Source organism: Sphingomicrobium arenosum, assembly GCF_026157085.1.
Classification (GTDB): Bacteria; Pseudomonadota; Alphaproteobacteria; order Sphingomonadales; family Sphingomonadaceae; genus Sphingomicrobium; species Sphingomicrobium arenosum.
Window position 1 is genome coordinate 794794 of the sequence record NZ_JANPVN010000001.1, and the last position, 16429, is coordinate 811222.

The 16429-nt window shown below is 65.7% G+C and carries 10 protein-coding genes and 1 tRNA gene; 5 read left to right on the top strand and 6 right to left on the bottom strand.

Annotated elements, in window-relative coordinates; genetic code table 11:
* The first annotated feature begins 72 nt into the window (after positions 1–72).
* Together NUW51_RS03740 and mfd are read left to right on the top strand one after the other, a co-directional pair.
* Positions 73–345 (top strand): FAD assembly factor SdhE, encoded by a 273-nt coding sequence (locus NUW51_RS03740; protein ID WP_265562897.1) that lies wholly within the window; start codon positions 73–75, stop codon positions 343–345.
* Positions 342–3839, top strand: a complete 3498-nt coding sequence (gene mfd / locus NUW51_RS03745; protein WP_265562899.1) for a transcription-repair coupling factor — start codon at positions 342–344, stop codon at positions 3837–3839. The genes NUW51_RS03740 and mfd overlap by 4 nt, the downstream gene beginning before the upstream one ends.
* Here the strand turns inward: mfd and NUW51_RS03750 are convergent.
* Positions 3836–4642, bottom strand: a complete 807-nt coding sequence (locus tag NUW51_RS03750; RefSeq protein WP_265562901.1) for an EAL domain-containing protein — start codon at positions 4640–4642, stop codon at positions 3836–3838. The genes mfd and NUW51_RS03750 overlap by 4 nt on opposite strands.
* Before the next feature lie 133 nt (positions 4643–4775).
* Between NUW51_RS03750 and NUW51_RS03755 the strand changes: the two genes are divergently transcribed.
* Together NUW51_RS03755 and NUW51_RS03760 are read left to right on the top strand one after the other, a co-directional pair.
* The gene (locus NUW51_RS03755) at positions 4776–5582 is read left to right on the top strand and encodes an NAD kinase (RefSeq protein ID WP_265562904.1); all 807 of its coding nucleotides are present in this window, start codon (positions 4776–4778) and stop codon (positions 5580–5582) included.
* A 58-nt stretch (positions 5583–5640) separates the two neighbouring features.
* A tRNA-Asn gene (locus NUW51_RS03760) sits at positions 5641–5715 on the top strand.
* A 58-nt stretch (positions 5716–5773) separates the two neighbouring features.
* On the opposite strand, the gene NUW51_RS03765 is transcribed toward NUW51_RS03760, so the two are convergent.
* The 5 genes from NUW51_RS03765 to addA all read right to left on the bottom strand — a co-directional run bounded on the left by NUW51_RS03765 (position 5774) and on the right by addA (position 16193).
* Positions 5774–6310: a GNAT family N-acetyltransferase gene (locus NUW51_RS03765; RefSeq protein ID WP_265562906.1), complete on the bottom strand. Its 537-nt coding sequence runs from the start codon at positions 6308–6310 to the stop codon at positions 5774–5776.
* Positions 6311–6360: 50 nt separating this feature from the next.
* Positions 6361–9504 carry a bifunctional proline dehydrogenase/L-glutamate gamma-semialdehyde dehydrogenase PutA gene (putA, locus tag NUW51_RS03770; RefSeq protein ID WP_265562909.1) on the bottom strand — a complete coding sequence of 1048 codons (3144 nt, stop codon included), beginning with the start codon at positions 9502–9504 and terminating at the stop codon, positions 6361–6363.
* An 8-nt stretch (positions 9505–9512) separates the two neighbouring features.
* Positions 9513–12269 (bottom strand): preprotein translocase subunit SecA, encoded by a 2757-nt coding sequence (gene secA / locus NUW51_RS03775; RefSeq protein ID WP_265562911.1) that lies wholly within the window; start codon positions 12267–12269, stop codon positions 9513–9515.
* A 123-nt stretch (positions 12270–12392) separates the two neighbouring features.
* Positions 12393–12713 (bottom strand): thioredoxin TrxA, encoded by a 321-nt coding sequence (gene trxA / locus NUW51_RS03780; RefSeq protein ID WP_265562914.1) that lies wholly within the window; start codon positions 12711–12713, stop codon positions 12393–12395.
* A 72-nt stretch (positions 12714–12785) separates the two neighbouring features.
* Positions 12786–16193: a double-strand break repair helicase AddA gene (addA, locus tag NUW51_RS03785; protein ID WP_265562916.1), complete on the bottom strand. Its 3408-nt coding sequence runs from the start codon at positions 16191–16193 to the stop codon at positions 12786–12788.
* Positions 16194–16252: 59 nt separating this feature from the next.
* Between addA and NUW51_RS03790 the strand changes: the two genes are divergently transcribed.
* The gene (locus NUW51_RS03790) at positions 16253–16429 is read left to right on the top strand and encodes a hypothetical protein (RefSeq protein ID WP_265562918.1); all 177 of its coding nucleotides are present in this window, start codon (positions 16253–16255) and stop codon (positions 16427–16429) included.

Sequence of the window (16429 nt, forward strand, 5' to 3'; positions counted from 1 at the left end):
AGCCCCTACATGGGCGGCAATCGACCCGCTGGCGCTTCGCCTGCGGGTGTTTTGCCGTGTGAAGGATGAGCCATGGACGAGCGCAGGAAAGACAGGCTTGGCGCCCTCAAATATCGCAGTCACCACCGCGGCACGCGCGAGGCCGACATGATGATTGGCGGCTTTTTCGATGCCCATCATGACAGCATGAGCGAGGCCGACATGGACTGGTTCGATGCGCTGTTGATGGAGCAGGACGTGGACATCATGGCCTGGGCCATCGGCACCCTGCCCGTCCCTGCGCGTTATCACGGTCCGATGCTGACCAAACTCCAGAAACTCGACTTCATCCGGATCGCGCGTTGAGCGAGGCCGTCCCGACGATCCTCAAGGCGACGTCGCCGCTCACATTGGCGAGCGCGCCGACTGGTTACCTGCCCTGGCTGGCGGGCGATCTCGCGCGCGGCGCTGCTGACAAGGGCGGGCGAGCATGGGCCATCGTCGCCGACGAAGCGGCGCTCCGCGCCATCGCGGACACCGCCCCCCTCTTCGCGCCCGATGTGCAGGTCATCCAGCTGCCGGCATGGGACTGCCTACCCTACGACCGCGCCAGCCCTGCGTTGAAGGTGATGGCCGATCGGATGGGCGCGCTGGCCCGCTTGGCCCGCTCCCCCAAGCGGCCCCAGCTCGTCGTCACCACCGCCACCGCCGTAGCTCAACGCATGCTCTGCCCGGCGCGGATCAAGGGCTTGGTCCGCCGCCTCACCGAGGGCAGCGAGATCGAGCGCGAGAAGCTCGTGCGCTTGCTCCAGGCCAACGGCTATGCGCGGGTCGATGCCGTCCATGACGCGGGCGAATTCGCCGTGCGCGGCGCGATCGTCGATGTGTTCCCGGCAGGTTTCTCCTCGGGCGTTCGTCTCGACTTCTTCGGCGACGAAATCGAAACCATGCGCGCCTTCGATCCGACCGACCAGCGCTCGACCGGGCGGGTCGAGGGCTTCACCCTCATGCCCGCTTCCGAAGCTCTGCTCGACGAGGCGAGCATCAAGCGTTTCCGCTCGCGTTACCGCGAGAAATTTGGCGCAACCGCGACCGGCGACCCGCTTTACGAGGCCGTCAGCGAAGGCCGTCGCCTTGCCGGTATGGAGCATTGGCTACCGCTGTTCGAAGAGACGCTGGCGACGCTCGAGGATTATGTCGGCGAGGATGACGTCATCCTGCGCGATGTCAATGCCGACGCCGCCTTGGGGTCGAGGCTCGAGGCGGTAGAGGACTATTATCAGAACCGCCGCCGCGTCGAGGCGCAGGAGGCGGGTAGCTATCGCCCTCTCGACCCTTCGGCCCTCTATCTTACCGACGAGGAATGGGCGGCGGAAAAGCAATCGCTCCCCATTCACCTCGCCACCCCCTTCCCCGCGCCGGCGAGCCACGAAGTCGTCGAGATCGGCGTGTCCGGCCCCCGCGACTTCGCCCCCGAGCGCGCGCAAAACAGCAATGTTTATGAGGCTGTAGCAGACCACATTGCCAAGCTGTCGAAGGATGGCCGGACCGTCGTTCTCGCCAGCTATTCCAAGGGCGCGCGCGAACGCCTCGATGGCCTGCTGAAGGATCATGGTGTTTCCGCGCGGCGCATGGTGGACAGCTGGCAGGAGGCCCTTGGCGGCAAGGCACCCGCGCTCATGGTGCTGCCGCTCGACCATGGCTTCACCTCGGACAAGGTCGCGGTCCTGTCCGAACAGGACATGCTCGGCGACCGCCTCGTGCGCCGCAACAAGCGCAAGAAGAGCGCCGATGCCTTCATGGCCGAATTGTCGGCGATGACGCCGGGCGACCTCGTCGTCCATGACGAGCATGGCATCGGCAAGTATAAAGGCCTCGTCACCATCGAGGTCGGCGGCTCCCCCCACGACTGCGTTGCGCTCGAATATGCGGGCGAGGACAAGCTCTACGTGCCCGTCGAGAATATCGATGTCCTCTCGCGCTACGGCTCAGGCGAGGAAGGCGTGACCTTGGACCGCCTCGGCGGCGAGGCATGGCAACGGCGCAAGGCAAAGATGAAAGAGCGGATCCGCGAGATCGCGGGCAAGCTCATCAAGGTCGCCGCCGAGCGCGCGCTTCGCGAGGGCCAGCCCGCTGCGGTCGACAGCGCCTATCCGCAGTTCGTCGATCGCTTTCCCTACGAGGAAACCGACGATCAGGAGAGCGCCATCGCCGACGTCCTCGCCGACCTTGAGAGCGGCCGCCCCATGGACCGTCTCGTCTGCGGCGATGTCGGTTTCGGCAAGACCGAGGTGGCGCTGCGCGCCGCCTTCGTTGCCGCGATGGCCGGCTTCCAGGTGGCGGTCATCGCCCCGACCACCATCCTCGCGCGCCAGCATTACCAGAATTTCTGCGAGCGCTTCCAAGGCTTCCCGGTCGAAATCGGGCGCCTGTCGCGGCTCGTCACCCCCGCCGAGGCGAAGAAGACCAAGGCAGGCCTCGAGGCGGGCAATGTCGATATCGTCATCGGCACCCACGCTCTCCTCGGCAAGTCGGTCAAGTTCAAGAAGCTCGGCCTCGTCATCGTTGACGAGGAGCAGCATTTCGGTGTCGCCCACAAGGAGAGGCTGAAGGCGCTGAAGTCTGACGTCCACGTCCTGACGCTGACCGCCACGCCGATCCCGCGCACGCTGCAGATGGCGATGACGGGCCTGCGCGATCTCAGTGTCATCCAGACCCCACCGGTCGACCGGCTCGCTGTGCGCACTTACGTCATGCCGACCGACCCCGTGGTCATCCGCGAGGCATTGCTGCGCGAACATTATCGCGGCGGCCAGAGCTTCTATGTCGCTCCCCGCATCGCCGACCTCCCCGCCATCGAGGAATATCTGCGCGACGAGGTACCGGAGGTGAAATATCTTGTCGCGCACGGCCAGATGAGCCCGACCGAGGTCGAAGAGCGCATGAGCGCTTTCTACGACCGCAAATATGACGTGCTCCTGTCGACCACCATCGTCGAAAGCGGGCTCGATATCCCCAGCGCCAATACGCTCATCGTCCACCGCGCCGATCGCTTCGGTCTAGCCCAGCTCTACCAGCTGCGCGGGCGCGTCGGACGCTCCAAGACACGGGCCTATGCCTATCTGACGACGCCCGAGCCGCACCTTGTCTCCGACAGCGCGGCAAAGCGCCTCCAGGTGCTCGCCAATCTCGACAATCTCGGCGCGGGCTTCCAGCTCGCCAGCCACGATCTCGACCTGCGCGGCGCGGGCAATCTGCTCGGCGACGAGCAGTCTGGGCACATCAAGGAAGTTGGCTTCGAACTCTATCAGTCGATGCTCGAGGAGGCGATCGTCCAGATCAAGGCGGACGGTGGCGGCGAGGTGTCGGGCGACAGCCTCAACCCGCAGATCAATGTCGCGGCCCCGATCCTCATCCCCGAGGATTATGTCGCCGACCTCGACCTGCGCATGGGGCTCTACCGTCGCCTGGGCGACCTCGAGAGCCGCGCCGACATCGACGCCTTCGCCGCCGAGCTCATCGACCGCTTTGGCAAGCTGCCGGAGGAAACACAGAATTTGCTCGAGGTCATCGAGATCAAGGTCAACTGCCGCAAGGCGCGCATTGCCAAGCTCGACGCCGGCGCCAAGGGCGCGGTGGTGCAGTTTGCCAAGGATGGCTTCGCCGACGTGCCGGGGCTCATTGCCTATGTCGAACGATTGAAGGGGCGCGCGCGCCTACGCCCCGACGGCAAGCTCGTCGTTTCGGGCAACTGGCCGGGCGAGCATGACCGCATCAATGGCGCGCTGCAATTGAGCCGCGGCCTATCCAAGGTCGCGCGCGCGGCGTCGAAAAAGGCGAAGAAGCCCGAACCGGCCTAATTGCGCGCGCGATTGGCGAAGGCGACGAAGCGCCCCAGCGCATCCTCGTCGAGCGGTCCTGAACCAAGGAACCCTTGATAGAGGTCGGCGCCCCATTCGCCGAGCAGGTCGAGCTGCGCGGCATTTTCCACGCCCTCGACGACCGTGCGCATGCCCAGCTCCTGCGCCATCTTGAGGAGCGCGCGCACGACGATGCGATCCTTGTCGCCCCCGACGATGTCGGCGATTAGCCCGCGGTCGATCTTGAGCGTGTCGATCGGCAGGCTGGTGAGATAGGCAAGGCTCGAATAGCCGGTGCCGAAATCATCGACCGCAATGCGAATGCCGAGGCTACGCAATTGCATCAGGCGTCGCGCGGCTTCGGGATGTTCGGCGACATGGCCATTCTCGACCAGTTCGAGCGTCAGGCGCTCGGGCGGAAAGCCGCTGTCGCGCAACATGTCGATAAAGCTTTCGGGAAAGTCGCGGTCGAGCAATTCATCGGGCAGCAGGTTCAGCGACAGGCCGATGCCTGCCAGGGGCCCTTCCCACCGTGCAGCCTTCTCCAGAGCGTCATATTGCACCGAGCGCGACAAGGGCCCCTCGAGCTGGGCAGCGCGAGCACGCTGGAACAATGCGTCGGCACCCGCGCCCGTTGGCTCCCACCGTGCCAGCGCCTCGGCGGCGATGACGCGCCCCGACGCGAGGTCGATCATGGGCTGATAGTGAATCGAGATGGCGCGCTCGGTCAGCGCTTCGAACAGGTCCGGGTCGTGCTCGCCGGTCGGCATCTCGCTCATCGCTGGTTCGGGACGTTGCAACATGCCCCCCTCTTCCACCCTGACTGCGGCGAGGCGCAAGCGGGCGTCATCCTCCTGCCCCTCAATGAGACAGTAGCCTAAAGCGACCCATTCTCCTATGCCTTGGCCCAAGACTTACGTATTTGAGGCATTTTCGATGAGCAAATCGCCCCGGATCGGCCCGCGGATCGGCCCAAGGATCGGCCTTGTCGTGTCGCAGCGCCCGCAAGCGGCGAGCGTCGGTGAAGCGTTACGGCAGCGATTCGATTTCGCCGACATCGCCGATGCCGATACGGTGCTCGCCGTCGGCGGCGATGGGTTCATGCTGCGCACGCTGCACCAAATGTTCGAGGGCGACATCCCCCAGCGTCCCGTCTTCGGCATGAACCGCGGCACCTATGGTTTCCTCATGAACGAGTGGCGCGAGAACGATCTCGAAGCGCGCATCGCGGCCGCCAAGCCGATCGACATCCTGCCCTTGAAGATGACGGCAACCCGGCTCGACGGCAGCGTGGTGACGCGCCCTGCGATCAACGAGGTGAGCCTGCTGCGCGAAACCGGCCGCACCGCCAAGATCGCCATCGAGGTCGCGGGCCGCCCGGCCATCGAGCGGCTCGTGTGCGATGGCGTGATGGTGGCGACACCCGCAGGCTCGACGGCGTACAACCTATCCGCCGGCGGGCCGATCCTGCCCTTGTCGGCGAACATGCTCGCATTGACCCCGATCAGCCCGTTCCGCCCTCGCCGCTGGCCCGGCGCGATCCTGCCCGAAGACACCAGCGTGACCTTCACCGTGCACGACCCCGAGGATCGCAAGGTGTCGGCGGTGGCCGACCAATATGAGGTCCGCGACGTCACCAGCGTGACTGTCGAACTCGACCGCTCGCGCCCGATGACGCTGCTGTTCGACCCCGATCACGCGCTCGATGAACGCATCGCGCTGGAGCAGTTCGAAACCGGATAAAAAGCGGTTGCATCATGAAAATGACGCGCTATACGCGTTGCCACTGCCTTCGGGCTGCTCCCCGATAGCTCAGCGGTAGAGTAGGTGACTGTTAATCACTTGGTCGTTGGTTCGAATCCAACTCGGGGAGCCATTTTTCCTTCACCGGCAGTGACTTGAGGCGCGGATCTTCGGACCGCGCCTTTGGTTTTTCAGGACCGTTCGCCAGCGTAAATTCGATAGACGTGGACGCTGCGCCCGCTTCCCGGGTCGATCGTCTCGCGCTCGCTTCGCATCCCGATTTTCGAGGCGATCCGGGCCGAAGCGTGATTGCCGTGCTGGAAAATACTGACGAGGTCGGCAAGGCCTTTCCGCTCGAAAGCGAAATCTCGAGCGGCGGCGGCGGCCTCGCTCGCCAGCCCCTGCCCCCAGTTTTCACGCGACAGCCGCCATCCGATTTCGACGCTCGGCATCACCTCGGGCAGGAAGGTCGGGATCGACAAGCCGGTGTAGCCGATGAAACGCCCATCATCACGACGCTCGAGCGCGAATAGGCCGAAGCCATGCGCATCCCATGCCGCCTCGATCCGCGCGACGGAAGCACGCGTTTCCGCGGCGCTGCGTATCGACCCGTCCCCGATATGGCGCATGACCTCGGCATCGGCGCACATCGCGGCATAGGGCGTGACGTCGCTCTCCCTCCATCGGCGGAGGATCAGTCGATCGGTCGCGAGGATCTCGTCAGTCATCGACCGGGGATAGCCGCTAGCCCGGCTGCAGCATAGCGCAGCTTTGCGGCCTAGCCTTCGAGTGACGCCATCAGGCTCGCATTGCCACCCGCCGCCGTCGTATCGACGCACGTCACGCGCTCCGTCGCGAAGCGTTCGACATAGTGCGGGCCGCCCGCCTTGGGGCCGGTGCCTGACAGGCCCTCGCCGCCAAAGGGCTGACTTTCGACCACCGCGCCGATCTGGTTGCGGTTGACGTAGAGGTTGCCGACGCGCGCATGGCGCTCGACGTAGCGGCGGTTGAGGTCGATCCGGCTCTGCAGGCCAAGCGTCAGCCCATAGCCGGTGGAATTGATCTCCTCGACGACCTTCGGCAATTCGCCCGCTTTCCAGCGGATGACGTGCAGAATCGGGCCGAAATTTTCGCCCTGTAGCTGCGACAGCGCCTCGATCTCGTAGATGCTGGGCGACACGAAATAGCCGTGGGCGTCGACCGCGTCGGGCACGTCGCGGCGCACGATGCATTTGGCGTGATGGTCGAGCCAGTCGAGGTGGCGACGAAGCGCCTGTCGCGCCTGCGCATCGATCACCGGCCCGATGTCGGTGGTGAGCTCGCGCGGATCGCCGATCGTCTGCGCTTCCAGCGCGCCCTTGATCATCTCGATCATGCCGTCAGCGACATCCTCCTGGATGTAGAGGACGCGCAGCGCCGAGCAGCGCTGGCCCGCCGACTGGAAGGAAGAGGCCACCACGTCGCGCGTGACCTGTTCGGGCAAGGCCGAACTATCGATGATCATCGCATTCTGCCCGCCGGTCTCGGCGATCAGCGGGACGATCGGCCCGTCCTGTCGGTCGGCGATAGTGCGGTTGATGATGCGCGCGGTCTCGGTCGAGCCGGTGAAGGCCACCCCTGCCGTCAGCGGATGCGCCACCAGCGCCGCGCCAACCTTGCCGTCGCCAGGCATGAATTGCGCGATGTCGCGCGGAATGCCGGCCTGGTGCAACAGGTCGATGGCGAAATCGGCGATGAGCGGGGTCTGCTCGGCCGGCTTGGCCATGACGGCATTGCCCGACGCCAGCGCGGCGGCGACCGGGCCGGTGAAGATCGCCAGCGGGAAATTCCACGGGCTGATGCAGGTCCACACCCCGCGTCCGTGGAGCCGAAGTTCGTTCAATTCGCCCGTCGGCCCGGGCAGCGGGATGGGATGCGAGAATTTCTGGCGCGCCTCGGCGGCATAATAGCGCAGGAAATCGACTGCCTCGCGCACCTCGAGGATCGCGTCGGGCAGCGTCTTTCCCGCCTCGCGCATGCACAGGCTGAAGAAGGTCTCGGCATGCTCCTCGAACAGGTCGGCGGCCTTGTCGAGCAGCTGCGCGCGCTTCTCGCCGCCGAGATGATCCCAAGCGGGCTGGGCGGCGGCGGCGGCCTGCATGGCGCGGTCGATCGCGCCCTCGGTCGCCTCGTGGACGAGGCCGATCTCGATGCGATCGTCATGAGGGCTGGTAATGCGGCGCACCGGATGCTCGTCCTTCGAGCGCTCGGTCGGGATGGCCTCGTAGCTCTCCTCCTTGAGCGCCTCGAGACGCTTCATCAGCGGCTCGCGCACCAGCGGATCGGACAGGTCGACGCCTGCGCTGTTCCGGCGGCCAAGCCCGAAGATCTGGTCGGGCAGCGGGATCGCCGGATTGCGCTTGGGTTCGATCGCTTCCATCAGCGCGACGGGATCACGCACGAGATCGTCGACGCTGACGCGCTCGTCCGCGATGCGATTGACGAAGGACGAGTTGGCGCCATTTTCGAGCAGGCGGCGCACCAGGTAGGCGAGCAGTTCCTTATGGCTGCCGACCGGCGCATAGATGCGCACCGGGCTATGCTGTTCGCCCAGCCCGTCCTCGAGCGCGTGGAGTTCGGTGTAAAGTTCATCGCCCATGCCATGGAGGCGCTGGAATTCGAAACCCGGGGCGCCGGGGCGCGGCCCGGCCATCGCCTTGATCGCCGCAATCGTATTGGCGTTATGCGTGGCAAAGGCCGGGAAGATCGAGCCGGTCGCCGACAGGAGCTTGCGCGCGCAGGCGAGATAGGAGACGTCGGTGCCGAGCTTGCGGGTGAAGACGGGATAGTCCTCGAGCCCGGCGACCTGCGCCGCCTTGATCTCGGTATCCCAATAGGCGCCCTTCACTAGCCGTACGAACAGCTTGCGGCGATAGGTCTGTGCGAGCCGGATGGCCCAGTCGCAGCTATGCACCCCGCGCTTCTGATAGGCCTGGATCGCCATGCCGAAGCCTTCCCACCCGTCGGCGAACAGGCTGTCGTCGGCAGCGATCGCCTCGATGATGTCGAGGCTGAGTTCGAGACGGTCGGCCTCTTCGGCATCGACGGTCAGGTGGACGTTGGCGGCGGCCGCCTTACGGGCAAGATCGGTAAGAACGGGAACGATGGCGGCCTTCGCCTCCTCGGCATGCCTCCATTCGTAGCGTGGATAAAGCGCCGAGAGTTTGACCGAAATCCCGGGCGCGCCGTGGAACGTGTCCTGCCGCCCCTCCTCGCCCAAGCGATCGATCGCGGCCTCATAGGCCTTGGCATAGCGCGCCGCATCGGCATGCGTCATCGCCGCCTCGCCGAGCATGTCGAAGCTGTGGCTGAGCCCGCGCTTGATCTCGGGACGCGCCCGCTGCAGCGCCTCGTCGATGGTGCGGCCGAAGACGAACTGACGCCCCAGAATCTTCATCGCCTGCCCGACGGCGGTGCGGATGACAGGTTCGCCAAGGCGACCGACGGCACGGCCCAGCGCAGCGCGCCACCCCTCGGCGCTGTCATTGGCCTCCTCGAGCACCTTGCCCGTCATGAGGAGCGAGAAGGTCGCGGCATTGACGAAGGTCGAGCGGGACTGGCCGAGCTTCTCCGCCCAGTCGGGTCCCGCCAGCTTGTCGTGGATGAGGTCGTCGATGGTCTCGGCGTCAGGGATGCGCAGCAAGGCCTCCGCGAGGCACATCAGCGCAATCCCCTCGTCCGAGCCGAGGTCATAGGCCTGCATGAAAGCATCGATGCCCACCGCCTTATGCTCGCGCATCGCACGGATGAGCGTGGCAGCGGTTGCCTCTGCCTCCTCGGCCTGGTCAGGCGTCAGGCGGGCCTGGTCGATCCGCTCCGACACAATGGCATTTTCCTCGGCGCGATAGGCGGCACGCAGAGCGGAACGATCGATGGCTGGCATAAAAGTCCTTAGGATAGAGCCCCGTGGCAATGCTTGTACTTGCGGCCCGAACCGCATGGACAGGGGGAATTGCGGCTCGCCGGCGGCGTGAACTCACCCGTCGGCGCGGCGTCCATGACCTCCTGCGGGGCGGCAGGCTTGGGGCTTTGTCGCGGCGGCAGGCTCGACATGATGGCCCCCGTCCCGGCATCGACATCGGCGCTGTTGTCGTCGCCCGACAAGGGGTCGAAGTGCGAGGTGATGAAGTCGGGAATGTGCGGCACCGGCGGCGGCGCGGCGACCGGCGGCTCGACCTGGATTTGCGCGCGCATGATGGTTTTGGTGACCTCCTCGCGCAGCGTCACCATGAGGCGTTCGAACAGGAGGAAAGCCTCCTTCTTATATTCGTCGATCGGCTTTTTCTGCGCATAGCTGCGCAGGCCGACGACCTGGCGGAGGCTGTCGAGCGTGGCCAGATGGTCCTTCCAATGCGTGTCGAGTGCGCCGATGAGGATCTGCTTTTCGGCCTGCGCCCAGCGCTCGGGTTCGAGCTCCTTGAGCTTGTCGGCCATGACCGCATCGGCCTGGTCCGCGATCCGGTCGATCCACAATTCCTGGTCGACGGTGTCTTCCTGAACCCATTCCTCGAGCGGCGGCTGGAGGCCCATGACTTCGTCGAAGCTCGCCTTCATCCCCTCGATGTCCCACTGCTCGGGGAAGGATCCGAGCGGCGCATGGTGGGTGACGAGCCCGGCGATGGTGTCGTGACGCATGTCCTCGACCACGTCGCCAACGGTCTCGGCATCCATGACGTCGGCGCGCATTTCGTAGATGACCTTGCGCTGGTCATTCATCACATCGTCGAACTCGACGACCTGTTTGCGCACGTCATAGTTGCGCGCCTCGACCTTCTTCTGCGCGGTCTCGATGGCCTTGGAGATCCACGGATGGGTGATCGCCTCGCCATCCTGCAGGTTCTTGTTCATCAGCTTGGCGAAGGCGGCTTGCGGTCCGAAGATCCGCAGGAGATCGTCATCGAGGCTGAGGTAGAAACGGCTCATCCCCGGATCGCCCTGGCGACCGGCGCGGCCACGCAGCTGGTTGTCGATACGGCGGCTCTCGTGGCGCTCGGTGGCGAGGATGAACAGACCGCCGAGATCCTTCACCTTCTGGCGCTCTTCGGCCACCTCGGCCTTGATCTTCTCGATCGCGGCATCCTTGGCGGGGCCGTCCTCCATGTCGGCGAGTTCGTCCTCGACCCGGAAATCGACATTGCCGCCCAATTGGATGTCGGTGCCGCGCCCGGCCATGTTGGTCGCCACCGTGACCGCACCGATGCGGCCTGCCTGCGCGACGATATGGGCTTCCTTCTCGTGGAAGCGCGCATTGAGCACGTTATGCTGGATGGCTTCCTTGGTCAGGAACTCGGACAGCATCTCGGACTTCTCGATCGAGACGGTACCGACGAGGACCGGCTGGCCCTTTTCCTGCCGCGCCTTGATCTCCTTGGCGATGGCGGCGAGCTTGTCGCCGAAATTCTTGTAGAATTCGTCTTCCTCGTCGATCCGCTGGACCGGCAGGTTGGTCGGGATCGAGACGACATCCATGCCGTAGATGTCATGAAACTCGGGTGCTTCGGTCAGCGCCGTGCCCGTCATGCCCGACAGCTTGGGGTACATGCGGAAATAGTTCTGGAAGGTGATCGAGGCGAGCGTCTGGTTCTCGGGCTTGATCGGCACGCCTTCCTTGGCCTCGACCGCCTGGTGGAGACCATCGGACCAGCGGCGCCCGTCCATCATGCGCCCGGTGAACTCGTCGATGATGACGACCTCGTCGTCCTTCACGACATAGTCGGTGTCCTTCTTGAACAGGACATTGGCCTTCAACGCTTGGTTGACGTGGTGAACCACCTGCGTGTTGGCGACATCGTAAAGGTTGGTGCCCTCGATCAGCTCGGCCTGTTCGAGCAGACGCTCGAGCTTTTCGGTGCCGTCCTCGGTAAGGACGACGCTGCGCATCTTCTCGTCCTTCTCATAATCGTCCTCGACGAGGGTGCGGACGATGGCATCGACCTTGATATAGAGCTCGCTCTTGTCGTCGGTCGGGCCCGAGATGATCAGCGGCGTGCGTGCCTCGTCGATCAGGATCGAGTCGACTTCATCGACGATGGCGAAATTGAAGGGCCGATGGACCATCTGGGTCCGGCTCATCTTCATATTGTCGCGCAGGTAATCGAAGCCCAGCTCGTTATTGGTCGCATAGGTGATGTCGGCCTTGTAGGCGTTGCGCCGATCGGGCTCCATCATGTTGGGGACGATGACCCCGACGCTCAGGCCGAGGAAGCGGTGAACCTGTCCCATCCACTCGGCGTCGCGCTTGGCGAGATAGTCGTTCACGGTGACGACATGGACGCCCTTGCCGGGAATGGCGTTGAGATAGGCCGCCAGCGTCGACACCAGCGTCTTGCCCTCGCCCGTGCGCATCTCGGCGATTTCGCCGCGATGCAGCGCGATGCCGCCGATCATCTGCACGTCATAGTGCCGCTGGCCCAAGGCGCGCTTGGCCGCCTCGCGGACCACCGCGAAGGCCTCGGGAAGGAGGTCGTCCAGGCTCTCGCCCGCCTCGTGGCGGTCGCGGAACTGCTGGGTCATACCCTGCAATTCCTCGTCGCTCATCGCCTCGAAGGTGGGCTCGTGGCCGTTGATGACATCGACGATCTTGCGGAGCTTGGCGACATAGCGGTCGTTCGATGAACCGAAGATCGATTTGGCGAGGCCGGCGAACATGCAATTTCCCTAACGAATCTGGGGGCTGGGACAGGTGGGCACAGATGCCCCGCCCATAAGAAAAACGGTCGGGCTGCGATGTAGGAGCGACCCGACCGTTCGTCAATCAAAGCAGGCGTGCGATCAGAGCGCGCCTTCGACCCATTGCTGGATCTGCGTCTTGGGGGCAGCGCCGACCTTCTGCGCGACCGGCTCGCCATTCTTGAACAGCAGCATCGTCGGAATACCGCGCACGCCATATTTGCCGGGCGTTTCGGGATTTTCGTCGATGTTCACCTTGGCGATGGTCAGCTTGTCCGCCAGCTCGTCCGAGATTTCCTCCAGCGCCGGGCCGATCATCTTGCACGGCCCGCACCATTCGGCCCAGAAATCGACGAGGACCGGCTTGTCGGCGTCGAGGACGTCGGACTGGAAACTCTGGTCGGTGACAGCTTTGGTGGCCATGCGAGCCTTCTCCTTGATGCAAGTTTGACGGGCCATATGGGGGAGCCGGGCGCCATGCTCAAGGGTGGAGCCTCAATCCATTGCGATGAGTCGTGGCCCTGCCGTGTAGAGCAGTGCGCTCTCGACCCGCTTGCGCGGGAAGATGAGCTCGAGCGCGGCCTTGTAGGCGGCAATTTGGCGGCGATAGGCGTCGGGGACCGCCTCGGCGCTGTCAGGGACGAAGCGCCCGGTCTTGAAATCGACGACCAGCACGCGGTCCTCCTCGACCAGCAGGCGGTCGACCGTGCCCGCAATGACGCGCCCGTCGGACAGCGTGGCGGCGAGCGGGGCCTCGGCAAGCGCCTCCGGACCGAACAGGGCGCGATGTTCCGGCGCCTCGATCACCCCGAGCGCCGCATCGACCAGTTCGGCGGCGTCGGCCTCGGGCACCTCGTGGCTCGCCCCCAGCCAATGGATAGCGGTCTGGCGCCGTTGCTCACGCGGCACCGCGGGCAGCCGTTCGAGCAGCGCATGGATCAGCGTACCGCGCCGCGCCGCGCCGCGCTGCTCCTCGCTGACGGGCGGGAACGCCAGTTCCTCCATCCCTTCGAACGCCGAAGGCGCGAGCGGGCGCGGTGGTCTCGCCTCGACCGGCGCGGGGCGCTGCGCCCATTCGGGCAGCTCGATCCGCCGTTCCTCTGCGATGAGAGCGCGCGGCCTGCCTTTTGCCCGTCCGCTGACATGGAGCAGCCCGTCAGTCTTCGCCCAGTCGCGTTCGAGCGTTTCGCTGTCCATTCTCGCCAAGGCGCGGGCCACCGCGGTGTGCCAACTGTCCTCGGCCAAAGGCGCGAGCCCTTCCCCGCCGCCGCGCTTGCGGGGGCGTGGCCCAGCGATGATGAGCCGCTCCTCGGCGCGGGTCAGCGCGACATAGAGCAACCGCCAATGTTCCTCGCGCTCGCGCGCCTCCAGGGCCTCGAGCGAGGCGGCAAAGGGTGGCCCGCGTTCGGCCTTGCGCGGGCGCAGCAACGGCATCTCGCCCAGATCGCCGAGCGGCAGCACGATGGTCGGGCGCGCCCCGCCCGCATCGGGGTCCCACGTTGCATCGGCAAGGATGACCGTGGGCGATTCCAGCCCCTTGGCGCCGTGTACGGTCATGACGCGCACTTCCTCGCCGCGTCCCCCCGCCTCGCGCTTGACCTCGCTGTCATCGGCCTCGATCTGGCTGAGGAAATGGTCGAGGCTGGCCACCTCGCCCCGTTCGAAGTCGAGCGCGGCATTGAGCAATTCCTCGATCGGGTCGCGCGCATCGTGGCCGAGCCGCGCCATCAGCTTGCGCCGCCCGTCCATCGGACCCGACAAGATGGCTTCGAGAAAAGCGCCGGGGCCGGTGAAATCGGCCATGCCGAGCAGCGGATCCAGCACGCGTCGCGCTTCCATCGCGCGCCGGCCTTCGTCCTCCTGCAAGGCGCGCCACAGGCCCTTGCCCTCGCGCCCCATCGCCAGGGCGGCCAATTCCTCCTGGCTCCATCCGATGAGCGGTCCGACCAACAGGCAGGCGAGCGCGAGATCGTCGCCCGGCTGCGTGGCGAAGCGCATCGCGGCGAGAAGGTCCTGGACCGCCAGCGGTCGCGACAGGAACAGTCGGTCGACCCCCGCCACCGGCACCCCCGCAGCGAACAGGCGCGCGACGATGAGCGAGGCCAGTTCGCTGCGCCGCCTGAGCAGGATGAGGATGTCGCCGGGCGCCGTGCCGCCGTCGATCATCTCCTTGACCTCGCCCGCCAGTGTCGCCGCATAATGGCGATCGCGGAGGTCGATCCAGTCTTCCTCGCCCGCTCCCTCATCGCCTGCGCTCTCGGCGTCGAAATCGAAGGCGGGCCAGAGTTCGACCGCCCCGAAGCGCTCGGCATGATGGTCGGCGACCCGGTGCGGCGGCGGCGCGGCGGGCAGGCCCATCGCCTCGGGCCCCACCGTCTCGATCACCCGGTCGACCAGCCCCAGCACCGCGCCGCTCGAGCGGAAACTCGTGGAAACCGACAATTCCTCGAACGCGCGCGGCTGCTCGTCGATGGCGGCCGCCCGCGCTTCGGCGGCAAGCCTTGCAAAGCGTTCGCGCGCGGCGACGAACTGTTCGGGCTGCGATCCCTGGAAGCCGTAGATGGCCTGCTTGAAGTCGCCGACCATGAAGAGCGTACGAAACCGGTCCTCGGTCTCCGCATTGCCGTGGAAATATTCGTCGGCCATCGCCTCGATGATGCGCCATTGCGCCGCATTGGTGTCCTGCGCCTCATCGACTAGCACATGGTCGATCCGGGCATCGAGCTTGAAGCGGATCCAGTCGCCGATGCCGGGCTGGGCGAGCAGGTCCAATGTCCATTCGATGAGATCGGTAAAATCGGCGAGCCCGCGCGCCTGCTTGACCCGCGCATAACGTGCCGTGAAACGCTGCCCGGCGCGCAAGGCGGCGGCGAGGTCGCGGACATAATCGAGGCGGGCTGGAAGATTGGCGAGCTCGTTCCACCAATCTGCAAATTGCTGCGCGAGCGCCGCATAATCGGGCTCGGCCGTCAGTTGCTTTGCCACCGGCTTGCAGATGTCCCCGTCCTGCTTGACGATATTGGCAGCGACCGACGGCAGCAGCGCCGCACGCTCCTCGGGCGATGCCGCACGGAAGGCCGTCAGATTGGCGACGATCGCCACGGCCTTCTTGCCGCTACCCCAGGCCCTGTTGGCCGCGATCAGCCCCTCGAACAGCGCATCATCGATGTGGCGCAATTTCGCGGCGAGAATGTCCTCGGCCGTCCCCTCGCGAGGCAATTCGGACAAGTCGCGAAGCCACGGCTCGATCGCGCCCTGCTCCGACAATCTCGCGAAGGCGCGCGGGAAAGCGGCGCAGCCCTTGAGGTAGCTGGTGGCGCCTTCCTGTCCGAGCCGGAGGCTCAGCGCCTCGAGATCGGCGAGGAACTCTCGTTCGGGCGGCAGGGGCGAGGCAGCGGCCTCGCTGGCGAGATCGGCAAGCACTTCGCCGACAAGCCGGTCCGCGCCGCGATCGTCGATCGCCTCGAACCCCGGGGCGATCCCTGCCTCGGCGGGAAAGCTGGCAAGGAGCGACTGCGAGAAAGCGTGGATCGTCTGGATCCGCAGGCCGCCGGGCGTGTCGAGGAGCCGCGCGAACAATTGCCGCGCGCGCTTCAGCGTCTCTTCGTCGCTCTTTTCCCCGAGATTGGCGAGATCGAGCTTCAAATGTTGCGTGTCCATCCGCACCCAACTGGCGAGCCGCGCCGAAATGCGGTTCGACATTTCCGCGGCCGCCGCCTTGGTGAAGGTCAGGCACAGGATCGCGCCGGGCGACACGCCGCGCAGCAGGAGCCGCAGCACACGGCTCGTCAGCACCATCGTCTTGCCCGTGCCCGCCGAGGCGGATAGCGCGGCATGGACGGCGGGATCGGACGCGCTCGCCTGCGCGCCGCCAAGGCGCGGCAAGGGACTGGGCCGCTTCATGCCACGCCTCGGCGCACGAAGCGCTTGGAATGCGGCGCGCGCCTGCCTAAGGAGCGCGCATGAGCAAGAAGAACAAGAAGCAGAATGCCGCCGTCGAGACGGCCGAGAGTGCCAAGTCCAACCGCAAGGCGATCAAGGCTGCGGGCGTCGCGGTCGGCGTCGGTTCGGCAGCGATCGTCGCCGCGCTGCTCTACGCCAATCGCCGCAAGAAGGCGGGCAAGGCCCGGGACGAATAA

Coding starts and splice junctions, on each gene's coding strand:
- NUW51_RS03790 (WP_265562918.1), top strand. CDS start 16,253: ATGAGCAAGAAGAACAAGAAGCAGAATGCCGCCGTCGAGACGGCCGAG.
- secA (WP_265562911.1), bottom strand. CDS start 12,269: ATGTTCGCCGGCCTCGCCAAATCGATCTTCGGTTCATCGAACGACCGC.
- NUW51_RS03765 (WP_265562906.1), bottom strand. CDS start 6,310: ATGACTGACGAGATCCTCGCGACCGATCGACTGATCCTCCGCCGATGG.
- NUW51_RS03740 (WP_265562897.1), top strand. CDS start 73: ATGGACGAGCGCAGGAAAGACAGGCTTGGCGCCCTCAAATATCGCAGT.
- NUW51_RS03750 (WP_265562901.1), bottom strand. CDS start 4,642: ATGTTGCAACGTCCCGAACCAGCGATGAGCGAGATGCCGACCGGCGAG.
- addA (WP_265562916.1), bottom strand. CDS start 16,193: ATGAAGCGGCCCAGTCCCTTGCCGCGCCTTGGCGGCGCGCAGGCGAGC.
- NUW51_RS03755 (WP_265562904.1), top strand. CDS start 4,776: ATGAGCAAATCGCCCCGGATCGGCCCGCGGATCGGCCCAAGGATCGGC.
- trxA (WP_265562914.1), bottom strand. CDS start 12,713: ATGGCCACCAAAGCTGTCACCGACCAGAGTTTCCAGTCCGACGTCCTC.
- putA (WP_265562909.1), bottom strand. CDS start 9,504: ATGCCAGCCATCGATCGTTCCGCTCTGCGTGCCGCCTATCGCGCCGAG.